The 19459-nt window shown below is 63.1% G+C and carries 15 protein-coding genes; 2 read left to right on the plus strand and 13 right to left on the minus strand.

Annotated features, from left to right (window positions below; all coding sequences use genetic code 11):
- Positions 1 to 70 precede the first annotated feature (70 nt).
- The 12 genes from LOY67_RS18820 to leuC all read right to left on the minus strand — a co-directional run bounded on the left by LOY67_RS18820 (position 71) and on the right by leuC (position 14360).
- Positions 71 to 739 carry an SPOR domain-containing protein gene (locus LOY67_RS18820; RefSeq protein WP_265063914.1) on the minus strand — a complete coding sequence of 223 codons (669 nt, stop codon included), beginning with the start codon at positions 737 to 739 and terminating at the stop codon, positions 71 to 73.
- Positions 723 to 2030 (minus strand): bifunctional tetrahydrofolate synthase/dihydrofolate synthase, encoded by a 1308-nt coding sequence (gene folC / locus LOY67_RS18825; RefSeq protein ID WP_265063915.1) that lies wholly within the window; start codon positions 2028 to 2030, stop codon positions 723 to 725. The genes LOY67_RS18820 and folC overlap by 17 nt, the downstream gene beginning before the upstream one ends.
- On the minus strand, positions 2027 to 2947 hold the full coding sequence (gene accD, locus LOY67_RS18830; protein ID WP_265063916.1) for an acetyl-CoA carboxylase, carboxyltransferase subunit beta: 921 nt from the start codon (positions 2945 to 2947) through the stop codon (positions 2027 to 2029). Before accD ends, folC begins: the two co-directional genes overlap by 4 nt.
- A 257-nt stretch (positions 2948 to 3204) precedes the next feature.
- Positions 3205 to 3837, minus strand: a complete 633-nt coding sequence (locus LOY67_RS18835; protein WP_265063917.1) for a phosphoribosylanthranilate isomerase — start codon at positions 3835 to 3837, stop codon at positions 3205 to 3207.
- Positions 3838 to 3899: 62 nt separating this feature from the next.
- Positions 3900 to 4724, minus strand: a complete 825-nt coding sequence (gene truA, locus LOY67_RS18840; RefSeq protein ID WP_265067785.1) for a tRNA pseudouridine(38-40) synthase TruA — start codon at positions 4722 to 4724, stop codon at positions 3900 to 3902.
- 286 nt (positions 4725 to 5010) lie between these two features.
- A complete protein-coding gene (locus LOY67_RS18845) occupies positions 5011 to 7611 on the minus strand; it encodes a FimV/HubP family polar landmark protein (protein ID WP_265063918.1) in 2601 nt (866 codons plus the stop codon).
- Between the two features lie 210 nt (positions 7612 to 7821).
- Positions 7822 to 8832, minus strand: coding sequence for an aspartate-semialdehyde dehydrogenase (locus LOY67_RS18850; protein WP_265063919.1), 1011 nt, complete (start codon positions 8830 to 8832; stop codon positions 7822 to 7824).
- A gap of 249 nt (positions 8833 to 9081) precedes the next feature.
- Positions 9082 to 10194 (minus strand): aspartate-semialdehyde dehydrogenase, encoded by a 1113-nt coding sequence (asd, locus tag LOY67_RS18855; RefSeq protein WP_024779161.1) that lies wholly within the window; start codon positions 10192 to 10194, stop codon positions 9082 to 9084.
- A 54-nt stretch (positions 10195 to 10248) separates the two neighbouring features.
- The gene (gene leuB, locus LOY67_RS18860; protein ID WP_265063920.1) at positions 10249 to 11331 is read right to left on the minus strand and encodes a 3-isopropylmalate dehydrogenase; all 1083 of its coding nucleotides are present in this window, start codon (positions 11329 to 11331) and stop codon (positions 10249 to 10251) included.
- A 51-nt stretch (positions 11332 to 11382) separates the two neighbouring features.
- The gene (locus tag LOY67_RS18865; protein ID WP_265063921.1) at positions 11383 to 12147 is read right to left on the minus strand and encodes a class I SAM-dependent methyltransferase; all 765 of its coding nucleotides are present in this window, start codon (positions 12145 to 12147) and stop codon (positions 11383 to 11385) included.
- 138 nt (positions 12148 to 12285) lie between these two features.
- Positions 12286 to 12930: a 3-isopropylmalate dehydratase small subunit gene (gene leuD / locus LOY67_RS18870; RefSeq protein WP_041023754.1), complete on the minus strand. Its 645-nt coding sequence runs from the start codon at positions 12928 to 12930 to the stop codon at positions 12286 to 12288.
- Positions 12931 to 12941: 11 nt separating this feature from the next.
- A complete protein-coding gene (gene leuC / locus LOY67_RS18875; RefSeq protein WP_265063922.1) occupies positions 12942 to 14360 on the minus strand; it encodes a 3-isopropylmalate dehydratase large subunit in 1419 nt (472 codons plus the stop codon).
- A gap of 156 nt (positions 14361 to 14516) precedes the next feature.
- On the opposite strand from leuC, the gene LOY67_RS18880 reads away from it, so the two are divergent.
- Positions 14517 to 15407 (plus strand): LysR family transcriptional regulator, encoded by an 891-nt coding sequence (locus tag LOY67_RS18880; protein ID WP_265063923.1) that lies wholly within the window; start codon positions 14517 to 14519, stop codon positions 15405 to 15407.
- A gap of 67 nt (positions 15408 to 15474) precedes the next feature.
- Positions 15475 to 18753: a PAS domain S-box protein gene (locus LOY67_RS18885; RefSeq protein ID WP_265063924.1), complete on the plus strand. Its 3279-nt coding sequence runs from the start codon at positions 15475 to 15477 to the stop codon at positions 18751 to 18753.
- Positions 18754 to 18966: 213 nt separating this feature from the next.
- Here LOY67_RS18885 and LOY67_RS18890 read toward each other — a convergent pair whose 3' ends face one another.
- A complete protein-coding gene (locus tag LOY67_RS18890) occupies positions 18967 to 19419 on the minus strand; it encodes an Hsp20 family protein (RefSeq protein WP_047700569.1) in 453 nt (150 codons plus the stop codon).
- Positions 19420 to 19459: the final 40 nt, after the last annotated feature.

A 19459-nucleotide genomic window follows, 5' to 3' on the forward strand; every position in this document is an offset into this window, starting at 1 on the left:
GGCGGCGCATTTTAGCAGAGCCCAGGGCTGTCGGTAAGCTGCGATTGTCAGTGTGAGTCAAATCAGGTGCTTAGCCGCGCTCCGGCTGGAAACGCACCACAAAACCCTTGAGATTCTGCTGCCGACCGAGCAGGTCCCGCAGACGGTCGGCTTCGGCACGCTCGATCAGCGGACCGACAAACACCCGGTTCTTGCCATCGGCGGAACGGATGTAGGCGTTGTAGCCCTGGCTGCGCAGGGATTTCTGCAGGTTCTCGGCACTTTCGCGACTGGTCAGGCTGGCCAGTTGCACGGACCAGCTGACCGACAGGCCGTTGGCGTCCACGCGACTTTGAGTGGTGTCCGGCTTGCTCGGCGCGGCGGTGATCGGTTGGGTCGGCGCCGGCTTGACCGCCGGGGTCGCCGGAACGGGAGCTGGAGCTGGAGCCGGAACCACGGCGGGCTTGCTCGATGCAGCCGGTGCCGCGGGGATGGGTGCGGAAGGCACGGCCGGTTGCTCAGCCAGTTCCTCGTCGCTCGGGACGGGCTCCTGGGGCAATGCCTGCGGCTCGGGCACCGTCACCGGCTCGACCTGCACAGGCGGAACCGATGGCGCCTGGGGCGCGGCGGGTGCATCGACTATGACCTGGCGCTGCTCGTCCTGACGGGAAAACAGCATCGGCAGGAAAATCACCGCCAGGGCCACCAATACCAAGGCCCCCACCATGCGCTGCTTGTATGCCTTATCCAGCAATGCCATCTGCAGCTTCCTCCGTGGAGCGCCGGGCCAGCCATTGCAAGGCCTCGGCGACACAAAAAAATGATCCGAACAACAGGATTTCATCATCGGCCGTTGCCACGGCGCACTGCCCTTCCAACGCGGCGGCCACACTGGCGTAAGCATCCACCGAAGCGCCACGACCCTGCAAGGCGGCCTGCAATTCAGCCGCAGGACGTGATCGCGGCGAATCCAGGGGCGTTACCGCCCAGTGCTGGACACTAGCATCCAACGCCTCGACCACGCCATCCAGATCCTTGTCGGACAGCAACCCGAACACCGCCAGCCGCCGCCCCGCCACCGGCCGCCGCGCCAGGCGCTCAGCCAGGTACTGCGCCGCGTGGGGGTTGTGACCGACATCCAGCAACAGGTTCAGGCGCTTGCCCTGCCACTCGAACTGGCGCCGATCAAGACGACCGACGATGCGCGTCGCCTGCAATGCTTCGACGATTTTCCCGGCGTCCCACGGCAACCCCAGCAGCAGGTAGGCCTGGAGCGCCAGCGCGGCATTCTCCATCGGCAGGTCCAGCAGCGGCAGGTCGCGCAACTCCACCGGATTACCGTGCAGATCGCTGCCACGCCATTGCCAATGCTGCTCGGTCATTGCCAGATCGAAATCCCGCCCCCGCAGGAAGAACGGACAGGCCAGTTCCCGGGCCTTGTCCAGCAGCGGTTGCGGAGGATTGAGATCACCACAGAGCGCAGGCGCGCCCTGGCGAAAGATACCGGCCTTCTCGAAGGCCACGGATTCGCGGGTATCGCCCAGGTAATCGGCATGGTCCACGCCGATACTGGTGACCAACGCGATGTCCGCGTCCACCAGGTTGACCGTGTCCAGCCGTCCGCCCAGGCCGACTTCCAGCACAACGGCGTCGAGACCGGCACGGGCAAACAGCCAGAAAGCCGCCAAAGTGCCCATTTCGAAATACGTGAGGGATATCTCGCCCCGCCCGGCTTCCACCGCGGCGAAGGCTTCGCACAGCTCGGCGTCAGCAGCTTCGACACCGTTGACCTGCACCCGCTCGTTGTAGCGCAGCAGGTGCGGCGAGCTGTAGACACCGACGCTCAACCCCTGGGCCCGCAGCAACGAGGCCACGAAGGCACAGGTCGAGCCCTTGCCGTTGGTGCCGGTGACGGTGATGACCCGGGGCGCCGGCTTGCCCAGCCCCATGCGGGACATGACCGCTTGCGAGCGCTCCAGCCCCATGTCGATGGCCGATGGGTGCAATTGCTCGAGATAGGCCAGCCAGTCGCCCAGGGTGCGTTCGGTCATAGCCCGGCAGGCACCGGCGGAACCACCATCGGCTCGATTGGCGCGGCGACGAATGTCGGCGTCGGCAGGCCCATCAGTTGAGCCAACAGGTTACCCAGGCGCGGACGCAGTTCCTGGCGATGAATGATCATGTCGATGGCGCCGTGTTCCAGCAGGAACTCACTGCGCTGGAAACCTTCCGGCAGTTTTTCGCGCACGGTTTGCTCGATGACGCGTGGACCGGCAAAGCCGATCAGGGCTTTCGGCTCGCCGACGATCACGTCGCCCAGCATCGCCAGGCTGGCGGAAACGCCACCGTAGACCGGATCGGTCAGCACGGAAATGAACGGAAGGCCTTCTTCACGCAGACGCGCCAGGACGGCAGAAGTCTTGGCCATCTGCATCAGCGAGATCAATGCCTCCTGCATCCGCGCACCGCCGGAAGCGGCGAAGCAGATCATTGGGCAACGGTTTTCCAGGGCATAGTTGGCGGCGCGAACGAAGCGCTCGCCGACGATGGCGCCCATGGAACCGCCCATGAAGGAGAATTCGAAGGCCGAGACCACCACCGGCATGCCCAACAGGGTGCCACTCATGGACACCAGGGCGTCTTTTTCACCGGTCTGCTTCTGGGCCGCGGTCAGGCGGTCCTTGTACTTCTTGCCGTCGCGGAATTTCAGGCGATCCACGGGCTCCAGGTCGGCACCCAGCTCAACACGGCCTTCGGCGTCCAGGAAGATGTCGATACGGGCACGCGCACCGATGCGCATGTGGTGGTTGCACTTGGGGCAAACGTCCAAGGTCTTTTCCAGCTCGGGGCGGTACAGCACCGCTTCGCAGGATGGACATTTGTGCCACAGACCTTCAGGCACCGAGCTTTTCTTCACCTCGGAACGCATGATCGAAGGGATCAGTTTGTCTACCAACCAGTTGCTCATGCTTTCTTTCTCCAGTACCGGCGGCCCGAACGCTCTGGTTCGCGGCCCCGCGTATGCCCTTGAGCTAAATTCATTGTGCGGCGAGGGCCGAAAGGCCACCACGGTCAGTGCCAGACATGACCTGCGTGCAGCCCAACCTTCCTCAACCATTCCTGCAACCGCTGCACCGCGGTTGCCACTACGCTATCGGCCCGCCCGGAGGCGGCGCCTGCCTGCTGTGTACAGTGCAGGTATGGACGGCGGCAGTCTGCCAGCCGTCACATTGGCGACTGGCTGCTGCGTACAGCCGCCATGAACGCCCGGATCTTCGCCGGGTCCTTGATGCCCTTGCCCTGCTCCACCCCACCGCTGACGTCTACCGCGTAAGGACGAACCTGGCGAATCGCTTCGGCCACGTTGTCAGCCGTCAGGCCACCGGCGAGGATGATCGGCTTGCTCAGGCCATGGGGCACCAGCGACCAGTCGAACGCTTCACCGGTACCACCTGGAACGCCCTCTACATAAGTGTCCAGCAAAATGCCACTGGCGCTGGCAAACGTCTCGCAAGCGGCCGCGATGTCATCCCCCGCCTTGACCCGCAGCGCCTTGATGTAGGGACGGTGCCAGCCTTCGCAATCGGCCGGCATCTCGTCGCCATGGAACTGCAACAGGCCCAGCGGCACCGCATCGAGTATCTCGCCCAGCTCGCAACGGCTGGCGTTGACGAACAGGCCGACCGGGGTCACGAACGGCGGCAAGGCCTGGATGATCGCCCTCGCCTGCTGCACGGTCACCGCCCGCGGGCTCTTGGCATAGAACACCAGCCCGATGGCATCGGCCCCGGCCTCGACAGCCGCCAGCGCGTCCTCGACGCGGGTGATCCCGCAAATCTTGCTGCGAACGACCGACATGTTGTCAAAACCCCAGGTAAATCCGTGAAAGTCCCGGATGGTAGCAAATGCAACGGAGGGCGTCAGCCGTCGAGTTCCGAGAAGCCGGTGAGGAAATGTGGCCCGATGTAACGCTGCGGCAATTCGAACTCGTCGCGATATTCAACCTGCACCAGGTACAAGCCGAACGGATGCGCGGTCACGCCGCCGGAACGGCGGATGCGGCTGTCGAGTACTTCCTTGATCCACTCCACCGGCCGTTCACCGGCGCCAATGGTCATCAGCACGCCGGCGATGTTGCGCACCATGTGGTGCAGGAAGGCACTGGCGCGGATGTCGAGCACGATCATCTTGCCGTGACGGGTCACGCGCAGGTGATGCAGTTCCTTGATCGGCGACTTGGCCTGGCACTGGCCGGCACGAAAGGCGCTGAAATCGTGAACCCCGACCAGGTATTGCGCGGCTTCGGCCATGCGCTCGACATCCAGCGGACGGTGGTTCCAGGTGATTTCTTCGTTCAGGTGCGCCGGGCGGATCTGGTCGTTGTAGATCACGTAGCGATAACGCCGGGCGATGGCTTTGAAACGCGCATGGAAATGCGCCGGCATCACCTTGGCCCAACTGACGCTGACGTCGTGGGGCAAGTTGATATTGGCGCCCATGACCCAGGCCTTCATCGAACGCTCGACCTGGGTGTCGAAATGCACCACCTGGCCGCAGGCATGCACGCCGGCATCGGTGCGCCCAGCGCAGTGCAGCGACACAGGTGTATCGGCGACTTTGGACAGCGCGTTTTCAAGGGTTTCCTGCACGGTCGCCACACCGGAAGCCTGGCGCTGCCAGCCGCGATAACGCGAGCCTTTGTATTCAACGCCCAAGGCGATCCGGGAAAAGCCGTCAGCCGCCATTTCGGCGGCCGGGTTGTCTATGTTTGCCAAGGAATTACAGCCTGCTGAGGTACGCAAAGGCGGGCATTATAAGGCGGGTGGGGTGGGATGCCAGTGCAACCGTCGATCCTGCGGCGGATGTGCCGGCCTTATCGCGAGCAGGCTCGCTCCCACAAGGTTCTGTGAACGCTGCAGATCCCCTGTGGGAGCGAGCCTGCTCGCGATGAGGCCAGCCCGGACACCTTCGCATTCAGCCCAAACAAAAACGGCAGCCCCAATGGCTGCCGCGCTTGTTACTGCAAAGATCTCACACCAGGCGCGTCAGCATCTCCTGCGCTTCGCTCTTCTGGGTCGCATCGCCTTCGCTGAGGACTTCACCAAGGATATCCCGGGCGCCGTCATGGTCGCCCATGTCGATGTAGGCCTGGGCCAGGTCGAGCTTGGTCGCCACTTCATCGGTGCCGCTGAGGAAGTCGAAGTCCGGCTCGTCCTCGACACTGGCCAGGGCGTCTTCCGCCGTGAAGGATGGCTGGCCCAGGCTGTCGGACAGGCGATCCAGTTCGGCGTTGACATCGTCCAGCTCGGACTCGAAGGGATCCTTCGGTGCGTCCATTTCGTCAGCCAGGGACAGATCGAAATCCGCCGGCAGCTCGAGATCGTCGGCTGGGGTGTCGAGCAAGGCCGGGGTGTCGGCCGCAGGCACGTCCAGACCCTTGAGGTCGTCGCCCAGGTCCAGCAGGAAGTCTTCATCTTCCAGGGCTGGAGCCGGGGCATCGGCGCCCAGGTCCAGGTCGAACTCCGACAGATCGTCCAGGCTTTCGTTGGCTTCGGTCTGCTGCTTGAGCACCGATTCGAAGCTCAGATCGTCGTCCATCGGGAACGCATCCAGCTCCGCTACCGGCTCAGGGGCGGGCGCTGTCGGTGCGTTCTCCAGGTCATCCAGACTCAGGTCGAAGGCACTGTCCAGTTCTTCATTGGTTGCCGGCGTTTCTTCCAGCAGTTCCTTGACGTACTGGGCGTCCAGTTCGGCAGCCACCGCCGCCGCGGCCAGGGTGGCACTGGTGGCAACCACCATGGCCGGGAAGCGGCTCTTGAGCTGCTCGACCTGGGCGAAGTTTTCACCATTGGCCACCAACTGGCGTTCCTGGGCGACAAACGCGTCGCGGTCGCCCTGCTGGCCGTAGACTTCCATCAGTTTCAGGCGCAGGTCGCTGCGCTGTGGCTCGGCCTTGATGCCTTGCTCGAGCTGATCGGCCGCCTGGTTCAAGCGCCCGCGATCGATATGGGCCTGCGCCTGGCCCAGCACGTCGTCGAAAGGATCGGCAGCCGGGGCGACCAATGGCGCCGCGATAGGCGCCGAGACCACCACAGGAGCAACCACAGGAGCCGGCTGGGGAATCGGCTTGGGGGCCGGCGCAGGGGCTGGCTTGGGATCGAGCTTTACGCTTGGCGCGGGTACTTCAATGCCCTCGAAGCTGCTCGGGGGCAGATCGAGCTCCGGGGAGAAGTCGGCCTCCTCCTCGAGGGCTCGAGCCATGCGCAGATGCTTCTCGGCTTCCTGGTGGGCCTTTCGGCGACGGGCGAGCAGCAACAACAGCAACAGCAGGACCAACGCCCCACCGCCGACCAAACCGAGCAGGATCGGGTTGGTCAGCAGGTCGTTGTACTTCTGCTCGCTGGATACCGCCGGTTCCTCGGCCGGAGTAGCCGCAGGCGTCGCTTCGGGTGTCGCTTCAGGGGCCACCTGCGGTGCAGGCGCCGGGACCTGTGCCGTCGGTGCGGGCGTCAACTGCGCCGACATTGCCGGTGGCGCTTCATTGGCTGGCGGAACCGCGGCACCTTCGGCCTGCATCTTCGCCAGCTGATTGTTCTTCAGCTCGATCAGGCGCTGCAGCTTGTCCAACTGGCTCTGCAGATCGGCCATGCGGCTTTTCAGTTCTTCATTGTCACGGCGAGCCGAGTCGAGGCTTTCTTGGGTGACCGCGAGCTTGTTGCTCAGGGCCTGGGCATCACCGGCAGCCCCCTTGCCTTTGCCCTTGCCCGCCTTCGCAGACTCGGCCGTCACCAGGCTCAGGTTATCGCGGCCTGCGGTCTGCGCCGGTGCGGCTTCCCCCTGCCCACGCTTGGTCGCGTCCAGTTGCTGCCGGCCACCAGGTGCTGCAGTCGCACGCCCTTGACGCCCCTGGCGCCAGGCGGCGTTCTGCGCAGCCACTTCGGCAATGGCCTGGGGTTGTGGCAACGCGGTGCTTTGCACCGGGTCCGGCAGGCGCAGGACCTGGCCGGTCTTGAGCAGGTTGATGTTGCCGTTGATGAATGCGTGCGGGTTCAGCGCCTGGATCGCCAGCATGGTTTGCTGGACCGACCCGCCGTTGCGGGCCTTGGCGGCGATTTCCCAGAGGGTATCGCGCGGTGTGGTGGTGTACTGGGACGGTTTGGTAGCGCCGGTGACCGGCGTCGACACCACCTGGGGCGGTTTCGGTCGGGCGGCCTCGGCAGCCTGGGGCGAGAACTTGGACGGATCGACCAGTACGCTGTAGTCACGCAGCAGGCGGCCATTGGGCCACATCACCTGCACGAGGAACTTGACCAGCGGTTCGGACAACGGCCGGCTGGAGGTCACCCGCAGGACGCTCTTGCCATTGGCATTGATCACCGGGGTGAAGGTCAGGTCATTGAGGAACGCCTGGCGGTCGACGCCGGCCTTGGCGAAATCCTCAGGCGAGGCCAGGCTGGGTACGACTTCGGCGGCGGTCAGTTGCTGGACATCGAGCAGCTCGATTTCCGCGACCAGAGGCTGGTTCGGCGGCGACTTCAGGGTCAATTCCCCGAGCCCGAGCGCTTGCGCCATACCGGAGGACAGCGCCGAGGCGGCCGCTATTGCTAACACCAGTTTGCGAACTTGAACCATAGCCTCTTCCTTTGTTTGAACATTCCTCGGCCAGCGAGAAGGTATTGATGTCGCTGCCGTAAGGCATCTCGCGCAGCCCCAAAGCGACGGGCCACACGATCGTTTTACTCATGCCCGGGAACGTCCCCAGCGGGAGATTTTCGCCTTCAGCGTCCAGGCCAAGCATAGCGCCCGGCTAGAATCATTCGACAAATTGTTGCCAAGTATCTTTTACAGCAGGTCTTTTATCAACAACTCCGCCACCTGCACTGCATTGAGCGCCGCGCCCTTGCGCACGTTATCCGTCGTCAGCCACATATTCAGTTCCGTCGGGTCGTCGATCCCGCCGCGCACACGCCCGATATAAATCACATCCTGGCCCACCGCATCGCCTACCGGCGTCGGGTAGTCGCCCGCCTCCACCAGCTCGATGCCGGGGGCTGCTTCCAGGGCCGCGTTGACCTTTTTCAGGTCGACGGCGTTCGCGGACTGCACGGTCACGCTAAAGCTATCGCCGAAAAATACCGGGGCTTGAATGCAAGTGACGGAAATCTTTAACAAAGGTTGATCCAGCACTTGGCGCAGTTCGCGCACCAGGCGCTTTTCCAGTTGCGTATGGCCCTGCTCGTCCGGGGTGCCGACCTGGGCCAGCAGATTGAACGCCATCTGCCGATCGAAGAAGGTCGGCTCCAGGGGACGGACGTTGAGCAACTCGGCGGTCTGACGCGCCAATTCGTTTACGGCAACGCGGCCCTGGGCGGACACGGCGAGGCTGGCGGTCAGGCTGATGCGCCGCACATCCAGGCACTCACGCAACGGCGCCAGCGCCACGGCCAGCGCGGTGGCCGAGGCACTCGGGCTGCTGACCTGAAACGGCTTGCCGAGGCCGGCCAACAACTGGGCGTTGGCTTCCGGCACGATCTGCGGCGCCTGTTCCGGCGGCAGGGCGCCGGACAGGTCGATAAGCGCGCAACCGGCGGCCGTGGCACGCGGGGCGAAGCTCAGGGTCACCGCCGGGCCGGCGGCGAAGAACGCCAGTTGCACCTTGCTGAAGTCGAACGCGTCGACTTCTCGTACCCGCACGTTCTTGTTGCGAAACATCACCGAGCTGCCCGCCGACTCGCTGCTGGCCAGCAGGTGCAGGTTACCGATGGGGAAGTCGCGCTCTTCGAGAATCTGGACGAGGGTTTCACCGACCGTACCGGTGGCGCCGATCACGGCAATGTCAAAGGACTGGCTCATGGGGTCTACCTCGGGTAATGCGTGGGGAGCGGCACTTTACCGGGTGGCTGGCGGCCAGGCAATTGACGGGGGATTGGTGGTGGATGGACTGGCGTCATCGCGAGCAGGCTCGCTCCCACAGGTTGTGTGTTCACTGAAGACCCAATGTGGGAGCGAGCCTGCTCGCGATGACGATCTAACTACCAATACAATCGCCATAAAAAAACCCGCACCTCTCACAAGGCACGGGTTCTTTCACAGCAGCAACGATCAACGTTCGAGCAAGATCCGCAGCATGCGACGCAGCGGTTCGGCCGCGCCCCACAGCAGTTGGTCGCCGACGGTGAAGGCACCGACGAACTGCGAGCCCATGTTCAGCTTGCGCAGGCGACCCACCGGCACGTTCAGGGTGCCGGTGACCTTGGTCGGGCTCAGCTCCTGCATGCTGGTTTCGCGGTTGTTCGGCACCAGCTTGACCCAAGGGTTGTGCTGGCTGATCAGCCCTTCGATGTCGGCGATCGGCACGTCCTTGTTCAGCTTGATGGTCAGCGCCTGGCTGTGGCAGCGCATGGCGCCGATGCGCACGCAGATGCCGTCCACCGGGATCGGGCTCTTGAAGCGGCCGAGGATCTTGTTGGTTTCGGCCTGGGCCTTCCACTCTTCGCGGCTCTGGCCGTTAGGCAGCTCCTTGTCGATCCACGGGATCAGGCTGCCGGCCAGCGGCACGCCGAAGTTCTCGGTCGGGTAGGCATCACTGCGCATCGCCTCGGCGACCTTGCGGTCGATGTCCAGGATGGCGCTGGCCGGGTTGGCCAGGTCATCGGCGACAGCGGCGTGGGTCGCGCCCATCTGCTTGATCAGCTCACGCATGTTCTGCGCGCCGGCACCGGAAGCCGCCTGGTAGGTCATGGCGCTCATCCATTCCACCAGACCGGCTTCGAACAGGCCACCCAGGCCCATCAGCATCAGGCTGACGGTGCAGTTGCCACCGATGTAGTTCTTGGTGCCGGCGTCCAGTTGCTGGTCGATGACCTTGCGGTTCACCGGGTCGAGGATGATCACCGCGTCGTCCTGCATGCGCAGGCTGGAAGCGGCGTCGATCCAGTAGCCCTGCCAGCCGGCTTCGCGCAGTTTCGGGAAGACTTCGCTGGTGTAGTCGCCACCCTGGCACGTCAGGATCACATCGAGGGTCTTGAGCTCTTCAATGCTGTAGGCATCCTTGAGCGCACCGGTGTCCTTGCCCACGGATGGGCCCTGGCCACCGACATTGGAGGTGGTGAAAAACACCGGCTCGATGAGATCGAAATCCTGCTCTTCCAGCATTCGCTGCATGAGCACGGAACCGACCATGCCCCGCCAACCGATCAGACCTACACGTTTCATCGCAACTGCACCTATACAAAAGTGGGCCACCGTCGAAGCGGTGGACCGGAGAGATTACAGATTCCGCAGCGCGGCGACTACCGCGTCGCCCATTTGCTGCGTACCGACCTTGGTACAACCGGCCGACCAGATGTCGCCCGTGCGCAAGCCCTGGTCCAACACCACGCTGACAGCCTTTTCAATGGCATCGGCAGCGTCATTGAGGTTGAAGCTGTAGCGCAGCATCATCGACACCGACAGGATGGTCGCCAACGGGTTGGCAATGCCCTGCCCGGCGATGTCCGGCGCCGAACCGTGGCACGGCTCGTACATGCCCTTGTTGTTGGCGTCCAGGGAGGCCGACGGCAGCATGCCGATGGAACCGGTGAGCATCGATGCTTCGTCGGACAGGATGTCGCCGAACAGGTTGTCGGTGACCATCACGTCGAACTGCTTCGGTGCGCGCACCAGTTGCATGGCGGCGTTGTCGACGTACATGTGGCTCAGTTCGACGTCCGGGTAATCCTTGGCCACCTGCTCGACCACTTCACGCCACAGTTGGCTGGACGCCAGTACGTTGGCCTTGTCTACCGAGCACAGCTTCTTGCCCCGCACGCGGGCCATGTCAAAGCCGACCCGGGCGATACGGCGGATTTCGCTCTCGCTGTACGGCAGGGTGTCGTAGGCCTGACGCTCGCCATTATCCAGCTCGCGGGTACCGCGTGGGGCACCGAAGTAGATACCGCCGGTCAGCTCACGGACGATGAGGATGTCCAGGCCCGAAACGATTTCCGGCTTCAAGCTCGAGGCATCGGCCAGTTGCGGGTAGAGAATCGCCGGACGCAGGTTGCCGAACAGGCCCAGTTGCGCACGAATCTTCAGCAGGCCGCGCTCGGGGCGGATGTCGCGTTCGATCTTGTCCCATTTCGGGCCGCCCACGGCGCCCAGCAGCACGGCATCGGCAGCACGGGCACGGTCCAGGGTTTCATCGGCCAGGGGCACGCCGTGCTTGTCGATGGCCGCGCCGCCGATCACGTCGTGGCTGAGTTCGAAGCCCAGGCTGTACTTGTCGTTCGCCAGTTCCAGGACCTTGACCGCTTCGGCCATGATTTCCGGACCAATGCCGTCGCCTGGGAGAATCAGAATCTGCTTGCTCATGCTTTCCTCGTTCACTTTGTCGGCACGCTCTCAGGCGAGCCAGGAAAAATCCTATCGCTCGGCCCACAGCACCAGTACGTCCGTACTGAAAGAACCATCGGCCTCAATCTCGAAATATTCACGCACTTCATCGCCCATCGAGCGCTGCAGCTCGAGTATCGCTGCGCGCATCACCTCGGGCGTGCGCATGCGCTCGACCCAGGAGCGGTATTCCAGGCGCAACCGCTGGCGCGAAGTGCTGCTCACCTGCAACCCCGCTTCGCTGACCTGGCGCAACCACTCGGCGGCCGAATAGTCGCGCACATGGCTGGTGTCGCGCAGTACCTCGACGCTTTGCAGGTAGGTGTCCAGCAGCGGCATGCCCGGCGACAGTACATCAATGAAAGCCGCCACGCCGCCCGGCTTGAGCACCCGGCGCACTTCCCGCAATGCCACGCCCAGGTCGCTCCAATGATGCGCCGAATAGCGACTGAACACGAAGTCGAACTCGGCATCGGCGAACGGCAGGCGCTCGGCGGCACCGCACACAGTGGTGATATTGCCCAGGCCACGCTCCGCTGCCGCTGCCGCCACCACATCGAGCATCTGCCGGGACAGGTCATAGGCCACCACTTCACCGGCCAACGGCGCCACGTGAAAACTCACGTGACCGGCACCGCAACCCAGGTCCAGCACCCGGGCGTCGCCACGACCGGACAAGGCAGCCTGTAGCAGCGCGAACTCGGCGCCCTGGGCGTGCACGGCACTGCTCAGATAGGCCGAAGCCTGTTCACCGAATTGCTTTTGTACAACCTGACTGTGGGCGGTGCTGGTCATGGGAATGTCCTTAAGGTTCTGTAGTGCCTGGGCTGGCCTCTTCGCGAGCAGGCTCGCTCCCACAGGGTTTTGGATACAGCGCAAATCCGATGTGGGAGCGATCCTGCTCGCGATGGCGTCGTCACGCCTTACGCGAAATCAAACCTCGCGAAACAACCAGGGCTGACTCGCCCGATGCTTCGCTTCAAACGCGGCAATCGCCTCGCCGTCCTGCAGGGTCAAGCCGATGTCGTCCAGGCCGTTAAGCAGGCAATGCTTGCGGAACGCATCGATCTCGAATCCCAGCACCTTGCCGTCGGGACGGGTCACGGTCTGGGCTGCCAGGTCGATCTGCAGCTGATAACCCGGGTTGGCCTCGACCTGCTGGAACAGTTCGTCCACTTCAGCGTCGCTGAGGATGATCGGCAGCAAACCGTTCTTGAAACTGTTGTTGAAGAAGATGTCGGCGTAGCTCGGCGCGATGATGCTGCGGAAGCCGTACTCTTCAAGCGCCCACGGCGCGTGTTCGCGGCTCGAACCGCAACCGAAGTTTTCCCGGGCCAGCAGCACGCTGGCGCCCTGGTAGCGCTCGGCGTTGAGCACGAAGTCCTTGTTCAGCGGCCGCTTGGAGTTGTCCTGGTAGGGCTGGCCCACGTCCAGGTAACGCCATTCGTCGAACAGGTTCGGACCGAAGCCGGTGCGCTTGATGGACTTCAGGAATTGCTTGGGAATGATCTGGTCGGTGTCGACGTTGGCACGATCCAGAGGCGCGACAAGACCAGTGTGCTGGGTAAAAGCTTTCATGCTGCGCTCCTTCAGATCAATTCACGGACGTCGACGAAACGGCCGTTGACGGCAGCCGCCGCGGCCATGGCCGGGCTCACCAGGTGGGTACGACCACCGGCGCCCTGACGGCCTTCGAAGTTACGGTTCGAGGTGGAGGCGCAATGCTCGCCCGACTCCAGGCGATCCGGGTTCATCGCCAGGCACATCGAGCAGCCTGGCTCGCGCCACTCGAAACCGGCCTCGAGAAACACCTTGTCCAGCCCTTCCGCTTCGGCCTGGGCTTTTACCAGGCCCGAGCCCGGCACCACGATGGCCTGCTTGATGGTCGAGGCGACCTTGCGACCCTTGGCGATCACCGCCGCGGCGCGCAGGTCTTCGATCCGCGAGTTGGTGCAGGAACCGATGAACACGCGGTCGAGCTGGATGTCGGTGATCGCCTGGTTCGCGCTCAAGCCCATGTACTTCAAGGCGCGGACGATGGAGTCGCGCTTGACCAGGTCCATTTCCTTGGCCGGATCCGGGACGTTCTGATCCACCGCCAGGACCATCTCAGGCGAAGTGCCCCAGCTGACCTGCGGCTTGATCTGGGTCGCATCGAGCTCGACGACCGTATCGAACCGGGCGTCGGCGTCGGACACCAGGTCTTTCCAGGCCTCGACCGCCAAGTCCCATTCGGCGCCTTTCGGCGCGAACGGACGACCCTTGACGTACTCGACGGTTTTTTCATCGGCTGCCACCAGGCCCACGCGGGCACCGGCCTCGATGGACATGTTGCAGATGGTCATGCGGCCTTCGACGGACAGGTCGCGGATCGCGCTGCCGGCGAATTCGATGGCATGGCCGTTACCGCCGGCGGTGCCAATCTTGCCGATCACGGCCAGGACGATGTCCTTGGCGGTGACGCCGAATGGCAGCTTGCCCTCGACGCGCACCAGCATGTTCTTCATTTTCTTGGCCACCAGGCACTGGGTGGCGAGCACATGCTCGACCTCGGAAGTGCCGATGCCGTGGGCCAGGGCGCCAAAGGCACCGTGGGTGGAGGTGTGGGAGTCGCCGCAGACCACGGTCATGCCGGGCAAGGTCGCGCCCTGCTCCGGGCCGATGACGTGGACGATGCCCTGGCGCACGTCGTTCATCTTGAATTCGACAATGCCGTATTCGTCGCAGTTGTCATCCAGGGTCTGGACCTGCAAGCGCGAAACCTGGTCGACAATCGCTTCGATTCCGCCCTTGCGTTCCGGGGTGGTCGGCACGTTGTGGTCCGGGGTGGCGATGTTGGCATCGATGCGCCACGGCTTGCGCCCGGCCAGGCGCAGGCCTTCGAAGGCTTGCGGCGAGGTCACTTCGTGGATGATGTGACGATCGATATAGATCAGCGCCGAGCCATCGTCGCGCTGCTTGACCAAATGCGAATCCCAGAGCTTGTCGTAGAGCGTTTTGCCGGCCATCAGACGGTTCCTCATCAGCTTGTTTCTATGCCCCGGGTCTTGAATGACTCAATAACCCTTTGGCTTGTGAGGCTGATGTTATGGGGCTACATTAAATAACTCAAATTCATAATTTTTATACTTTGCATAACCAACAGGAATTCGACCAGGACCGCCATGGACCTCGCCAACCTCAACGCCTTTATTGCCATTGCCGAGACGGGCAGTTTCTCTGGCGCCGGTGAACGCCTGCACCTGACCCAACCGGCCATCAGCAAGCGAATCGCCGGGCTGGAACAGCAGCTCAACGTCCGCCTGTTCGACCGGTTGGGCCGCGAAATCGGCCTGACCGAGGCCGGCCGGGCCCTGCTGCCACGGGCCTACCAGATCCTCAATGTGCTGGACGACACCCGTCGCGCCCTGACCAACCTGACCGGCGAAGTCACCGGGCGGCTGACGCTTGCCACCAGCCATCACATCGGCCTGCACCGCCTGCCACCTTTATTGAGGGAGTTCACCCGACGTTACCCACAAGTGGCGCTGGACATTCAGTTCCTGGATTCGGAAGTGGCCTACGAAGAAATTCTCCACGGCCGAGCGGAACTGGCGGTCATCACCCTCGCCCCCGAACCGCATGCGTTGATGCGCGCCACGCCGGTGTGGGACGATCCGCTGGATTTCGTGGTAGCGCCGGAACATGCGCTGCTGGACAGCAGCGTGGTCAGCCTGGCGGATATCGCCCTGCACCCCGCGGTTTTCCCGGGGGGCAACACCTTTACCCACCACATCGTCCGGCGTCTGTTCGAGGCTCAGGGCCTGACACCGAACATTGCCATGAGCACGAATTATCTGGAAACCATAAAGATGATGGTCTCCATCGGCCTGGCCTGGAGCGTCCTGCCGCGCACCATGCTCGATGATCAGGTGGCACGCATCCCTTTGCCGGGCATACAGCTCAGTCGCCAGCTAGGCTATATCTTGCACACTGAACGGACGCTGTCGAATGCTGCGCGAGCTTTCATGTCCTTACTGGACGCACAAATCGATCTGCCAGGGACAACGGCATAGGTTGTGCTACTCCTATAGAGCCGAAATGCCTGCACTTAACGCCCAATTGCCCAAGGCTCGCTAGAGAATGCCCAAACCTGCAGACCATCTCCCGCCCCTGCCGCGTATCCAGGCGCTCGATCCGAAACGGTCCGAGCAAAGCTGGGACAGCGCACCGCAGCTGCTGGCCGCCCTGAACGGTGCCCGGCTGGGGGCCTGGTCGTGGGACATCGACACCGGGCGGATCAGTTGGTCCAGGGGCACCCAGGCGCTGTTCGGCTTCGATCCGCGCCAGCCGCTGCCGGCGGATGTGGATTACCTGGATCTGTTATTGCCTGAGGATCGGGCCAAGGCCATCCGCGCCTTTCACGCGGCCGTGGCCGGCGCGCCGCAGGAACAGGCGATGCACCACCGCATTGTCTGGCCCGACGGCAGCCTGCACTGGTTGGAAATCAACGGCAGCGTGTTACCCGACAAGCACGGACGTCCGCGCATGATCGGGGTCATCCGCGAGATCACCCACCAGCGCGAGCGCGAACAGGCCTTGCGCAGCTCGGAAAAACGCTTCGCCACGCTCTTTCATCTCTGCCCGAACATGGTGCTGCTGACCCGCCAGGAAGACGGGCTGATCAGCGAAGCCAACCAGTACTTCGAAAGCCTGTTCGGCTGGCCGGTACACGATGTCATCGGCCGGACCACCTTGGAGCTGGGCTTGTGGGTCGACCCCAGCCAGCGGGCGAAACTGGTGGAGGCCACCAAGGCCAAGGGCGAACTGGTGAGCATGGAAGTGGAGTTCCGGGCCAGTAACGGCCAGATCCACAATGGCATCCTCAGCGCGCAGAAGGTCGAGCTTGAAGGCCAACCCTATCTGCTGAGCACGTTTCTCGACACCACTGAACGCAAATTGGCCGAACTGGCCCTCAAGGACAGCCAGGAACGCCTCGACCTGGCCCTCGACTCGGCGCAACTGGGCACCTGGGACTGGCACATACCCAGCGGCATGCTCTACGGCTCGGCCCGTGCCGCGCAGCTCCATGGCCTGGAGCCCAAGCCGTTCCACGAGTCCTTCGACGAGTTCTTCGAAGGGGTGCCCGACGAAGAGCGCAACCACATGCGCAATGCCTATCGCAGCCTGCGCGAAGGCCCGGCGGGTAACTATCAACTGACCTACCGGGTGCAACTGCCGGACGGCAGCTCCCGCTACCTGGAAAGCCGCGCCCGTCTCTACCGCAACGACGATGGCAGCCCCCAGCGCATGGCCGGCACCTTGCTCGACATCACCGACCAGGTGGAGCGCGAACAGAGCCTGGCAGCGTCGGAGGAAAAATTCGCCACGCTGTTCCAGGTCAGCCCCGACCCGATCTGCGTCACTCACCAGGACACCAGCCGTTTCCTCGAGATCAACTCCAGCTTTACCCAGACCTTCGGCTGGTCCGCCAGTGACGTGATCGGCCGCAGCGCCGATGAAATCGGCCTCTGGGATGCCTCAGGCAACAGCCTGCAACGCATCGAGCGGGTGATTCGCGAACAATCGCTGAACAATGTCGCGATTGTCGTCCATCACAAGAACGGCCAGCCGCTGACCTGTGTGATCTCCAGCCGGCAGATCAACGTCAGCAACCAGCCCTGCATCGTCACCACCCTGCGGGACATCACCCAGCAACAACGCTCCGAAGCGGCCCTCAAGGCCAGCGAGGAAAAATTCGCCAAGGCGTTCCACTCCAGCCCTGACGCCATCACCATCACCGAACGGGAAAGCGGCCGCTACCTTGAAGTCAACGATGGTTTTTGCCGCCTGACCGGCTACCGCGCCGACGAGGTGATCGGCCACACGGTGTACGAGGTGGGAATCTGGGCCGAGGAAAAACAGCGCGCTACCCTGCTGGCCGAACTGCAACTCAAGGGCCGCGTGCACCACCAGGAAATGCTCGGGCGCAACAAACGCGGGGAAATGCTCACGGTTGAAGTATCGGTCGAACCCATCACGCTCAACGAAACGGACTGCCTGCTGCTGACCGCCCGGGACGTGAGCCTGCTGCGCAACGCCGAAGCCCAGATCCGTCACCTGGCCTACCACGATCCGCTGACCAACTTGCCCAACCGGGCCTTGCTGATGGACCGCCTGAGCCAGCAGATCGCCCTGCTCAAGCGGCATAATCTGCGCGGCGCGCTGCTGTTCCTCGATCTCGACCACTTCAAGCACATCAATGATTCCCTGGGCCACCCGGTGGGTGACACGGTGCTGAAAATCATCACCGCACGCCTGGAGGCCAGCGTGCGCCTGGAGGATACCGTCGCGCGGCTGGGCGGTGACGAATTCGTGGTGCTGCTCAGCGGCCTGGAAGGCAGCCGCAATGAAGTCAGCGAGCAGGTGCAAAAACTGGCCGACACCCTGCGCGAGCTGCTTTCGGAGCCGATGTTCCTCGACGGCCAGCGACTGCAGGTCACGCCCAGCATCGGCATGGCGCTGATTCCCGACCATGGCTCCACGCCGACCGATCTGCTCAAGCGTGCCGACATTGCGCTCTATCGGGCCAAGGATTCGGGGCGCAACACCTCGCAGATGTTCCACGCCACCATGCAAAAAGCCGCCAGTGAACGGCTGCGCATGGAAACCGACCTGCGCCAGGCCCTGGCCCGGGACGAGTTCAGCCTGCATTTCCAGCCTCAGATCGACGCCCGGGACAACCGTATCGTTGGCGCCGAAGCGCTGGTGCGCTGGCATCACCCCGAGCTGGGCGCCCAGTCGCCCAATGAGTTCATCAAGGTTCTGGAAGACAGCGGGTTGATCCTGGAAGTGGGCACCTGGATCCTCGATGAAGCCTGCGACGGTTTCAGGCAATTGATCGCCAAGGGCAAGATCGACCCGCAGCGGTTCAGCCTGTGCGTGAACATCAGCCCGCGACAGTTCCGCCAGAGCGACTTCGTCGAACGCATCGCAAACAGCCTCGCGATCCACGGCCTGCCCTGTACGATGTTGAAACTGGAAATCACCGAAGGCATCGTGATCCAGAATCTGGACGACACCATCGGCAAGATGCGTAGCCTCAAGAAACTCGGGGTGAGCTTCGCCATGGACGACTTCGGCACCGGCTATTCGTCGCTGACCTACCTCAAGCGCCTGCCGGTGGATACGCTGAAAATCGACCAGTCATTCGTGCGCGACGCCACCAGCGACCCCAACGACGCCGAAATCATCCGCGCCATCGTCGCCATGGCCCGCAGCCTGAACCTGGAAATGATTGCCGAAGGCGTGGAAACCCTGGAGCAACTGCACTTCTTGCAAGGGCTCGAGTGCCATCTGTACCAGGGCTACCTGCACAGCCGGCCGTTGCCGTTGGATGCGTTTGAGCGGTTGTTGCCATAACGAGCGCAGCTGTCTTCTGTGGCGAGGGGATTTATCCCCGCTGGGCTGCGAAGCGGCCCCTAGCGTCGGGCCTGACACACCGCGGTGACAATTGGATTATTGGGTCTGCTGCGCAGCCCAGCGGGGATAAATCCCCTCGCCACAATGGAGTTTTACAAAGTTTTCGACATGAAAAAGGGCGCCATTTCGGCGCCCTTTTTCAGTGGCGATGCATCAGTTCTGCAGCGCGGGTTGTTGCTGCGCACCATTGATCGGGATGCGCTTGGCTTTCGCCTCTTCCGGGATCACCCGCAACAGGTCGATGCTCAACAGACCGTTGCTCAGACCGGCGGACTTGATCTCGATATGATCCGCCAACCGGAAGGACAGCTTGAATGCACGCTGGGCGATGCCCTGGTGCAGATAGGTCACGCTGTCGTTGCTGGCCTCGCGCTTACCGCCGCTGATGGTCAGCACACCTTTTTCCACCTGCAGGTCCAGGTCTTCTTCCCGGAAGCCAGCGGCGGCGACTACGATACGGTATTCATCATCACCGTATTTTTCCACGTTGTAGGGTGGATAGCTGCTGCCCGGTTCGTTGCGCAGGGCGGTTTCGAACAGGTCGTTGAAACGGTCGAAGCCCACCGAGGAACGGAACAGAGGGGCCAGCGAAAATGCAGTACTCATGATTCAAATCTCCTGAAAAGTTCAGCAAGGTTTTTTGTCT

The sequence above is a fragment of the Pseudomonas sp. B21-056 genome (assembly GCF_026016325.1).
Classification (GTDB): domain Bacteria; phylum Pseudomonadota; class Gammaproteobacteria; order Pseudomonadales; family Pseudomonadaceae; genus Aquipseudomonas.

Bases quoted from the DNA above. Each gene is read 5' to 3' on its own strand.
- asd (WP_024779161.1), bottom strand. From the start codon at position 10,194: ATGAAACGTGTAGGTCTGATCGGTTGGCGGGGCATGGTCGGTTCCGTG.
- truA (WP_265067785.1), bottom strand. From the start codon at position 4,724: ATGGCGGCTGACGGCTTTTCCCGGATCGCCTTGGGCGTTGAATACAAA.
- leuB (WP_265063920.1), bottom strand. From the start codon at position 11,331: ATGAGCAAGCAGATTCTGATTCTCCCAGGCGACGGCATTGGTCCGGAA.
- LOY67_RS18885 (WP_265063924.1), top strand. From the start codon at position 15,475: ATGCCCAAACCTGCAGACCATCTCCCGCCCCTGCCGCGTATCCAGGCG.
- LOY67_RS18850 (WP_265063919.1), bottom strand. From the start codon at position 8,832: ATGAGCCAGTCCTTTGACATTGCCGTGATCGGCGCCACCGGTACGGTC.
- LOY67_RS18845 (WP_265063918.1), bottom strand. From the start codon at position 7,611: ATGGTTCAAGTTCGCAAACTGGTGTTAGCAATAGCGGCCGCCTCGGCG.
- LOY67_RS18865 (WP_265063921.1), bottom strand. From the start codon at position 12,147: ATGACCAGCACCGCCCACAGTCAGGTTGTACAAAAGCAATTCGGTGAA.
- LOY67_RS18820 (WP_265063914.1), bottom strand. From the start codon at position 739: ATGGCATTGCTGGATAAGGCATACAAGCAGCGCATGGTGGGGGCCTTG.
- folC (WP_265063915.1), bottom strand. From the start codon at position 2,030: ATGACCGAACGCACCCTGGGCGACTGGCTGGCCTATCTCGAGCAATTG.
- LOY67_RS18890 (WP_047700569.1), bottom strand. From the start codon at position 19,419: ATGAGTACTGCATTTTCGCTGGCCCCTCTGTTCCGTTCCTCGGTGGGC.
- LOY67_RS18835 (WP_265063917.1), bottom strand. From the start codon at position 3,837: ATGTCGGTCGTTCGCAGCAAGATTTGCGGGATCACCCGCGTCGAGGAC.
- leuC (WP_265063922.1), bottom strand. From the start codon at position 14,360: ATGGCCGGCAAAACGCTCTACGACAAGCTCTGGGATTCGCATTTGGTC.
- LOY67_RS18880 (WP_265063923.1), top strand. From the start codon at position 14,517: ATGGACCTCGCCAACCTCAACGCCTTTATTGCCATTGCCGAGACGGGC.
- accD (WP_265063916.1), bottom strand. From the start codon at position 2,947: ATGAGCAACTGGTTGGTAGACAAACTGATCCCTTCGATCATGCGTTCC.
- leuD (WP_041023754.1), bottom strand. From the start codon at position 12,930: ATGAAAGCTTTTACCCAGCACACTGGTCTTGTCGCGCCTCTGGATCGT.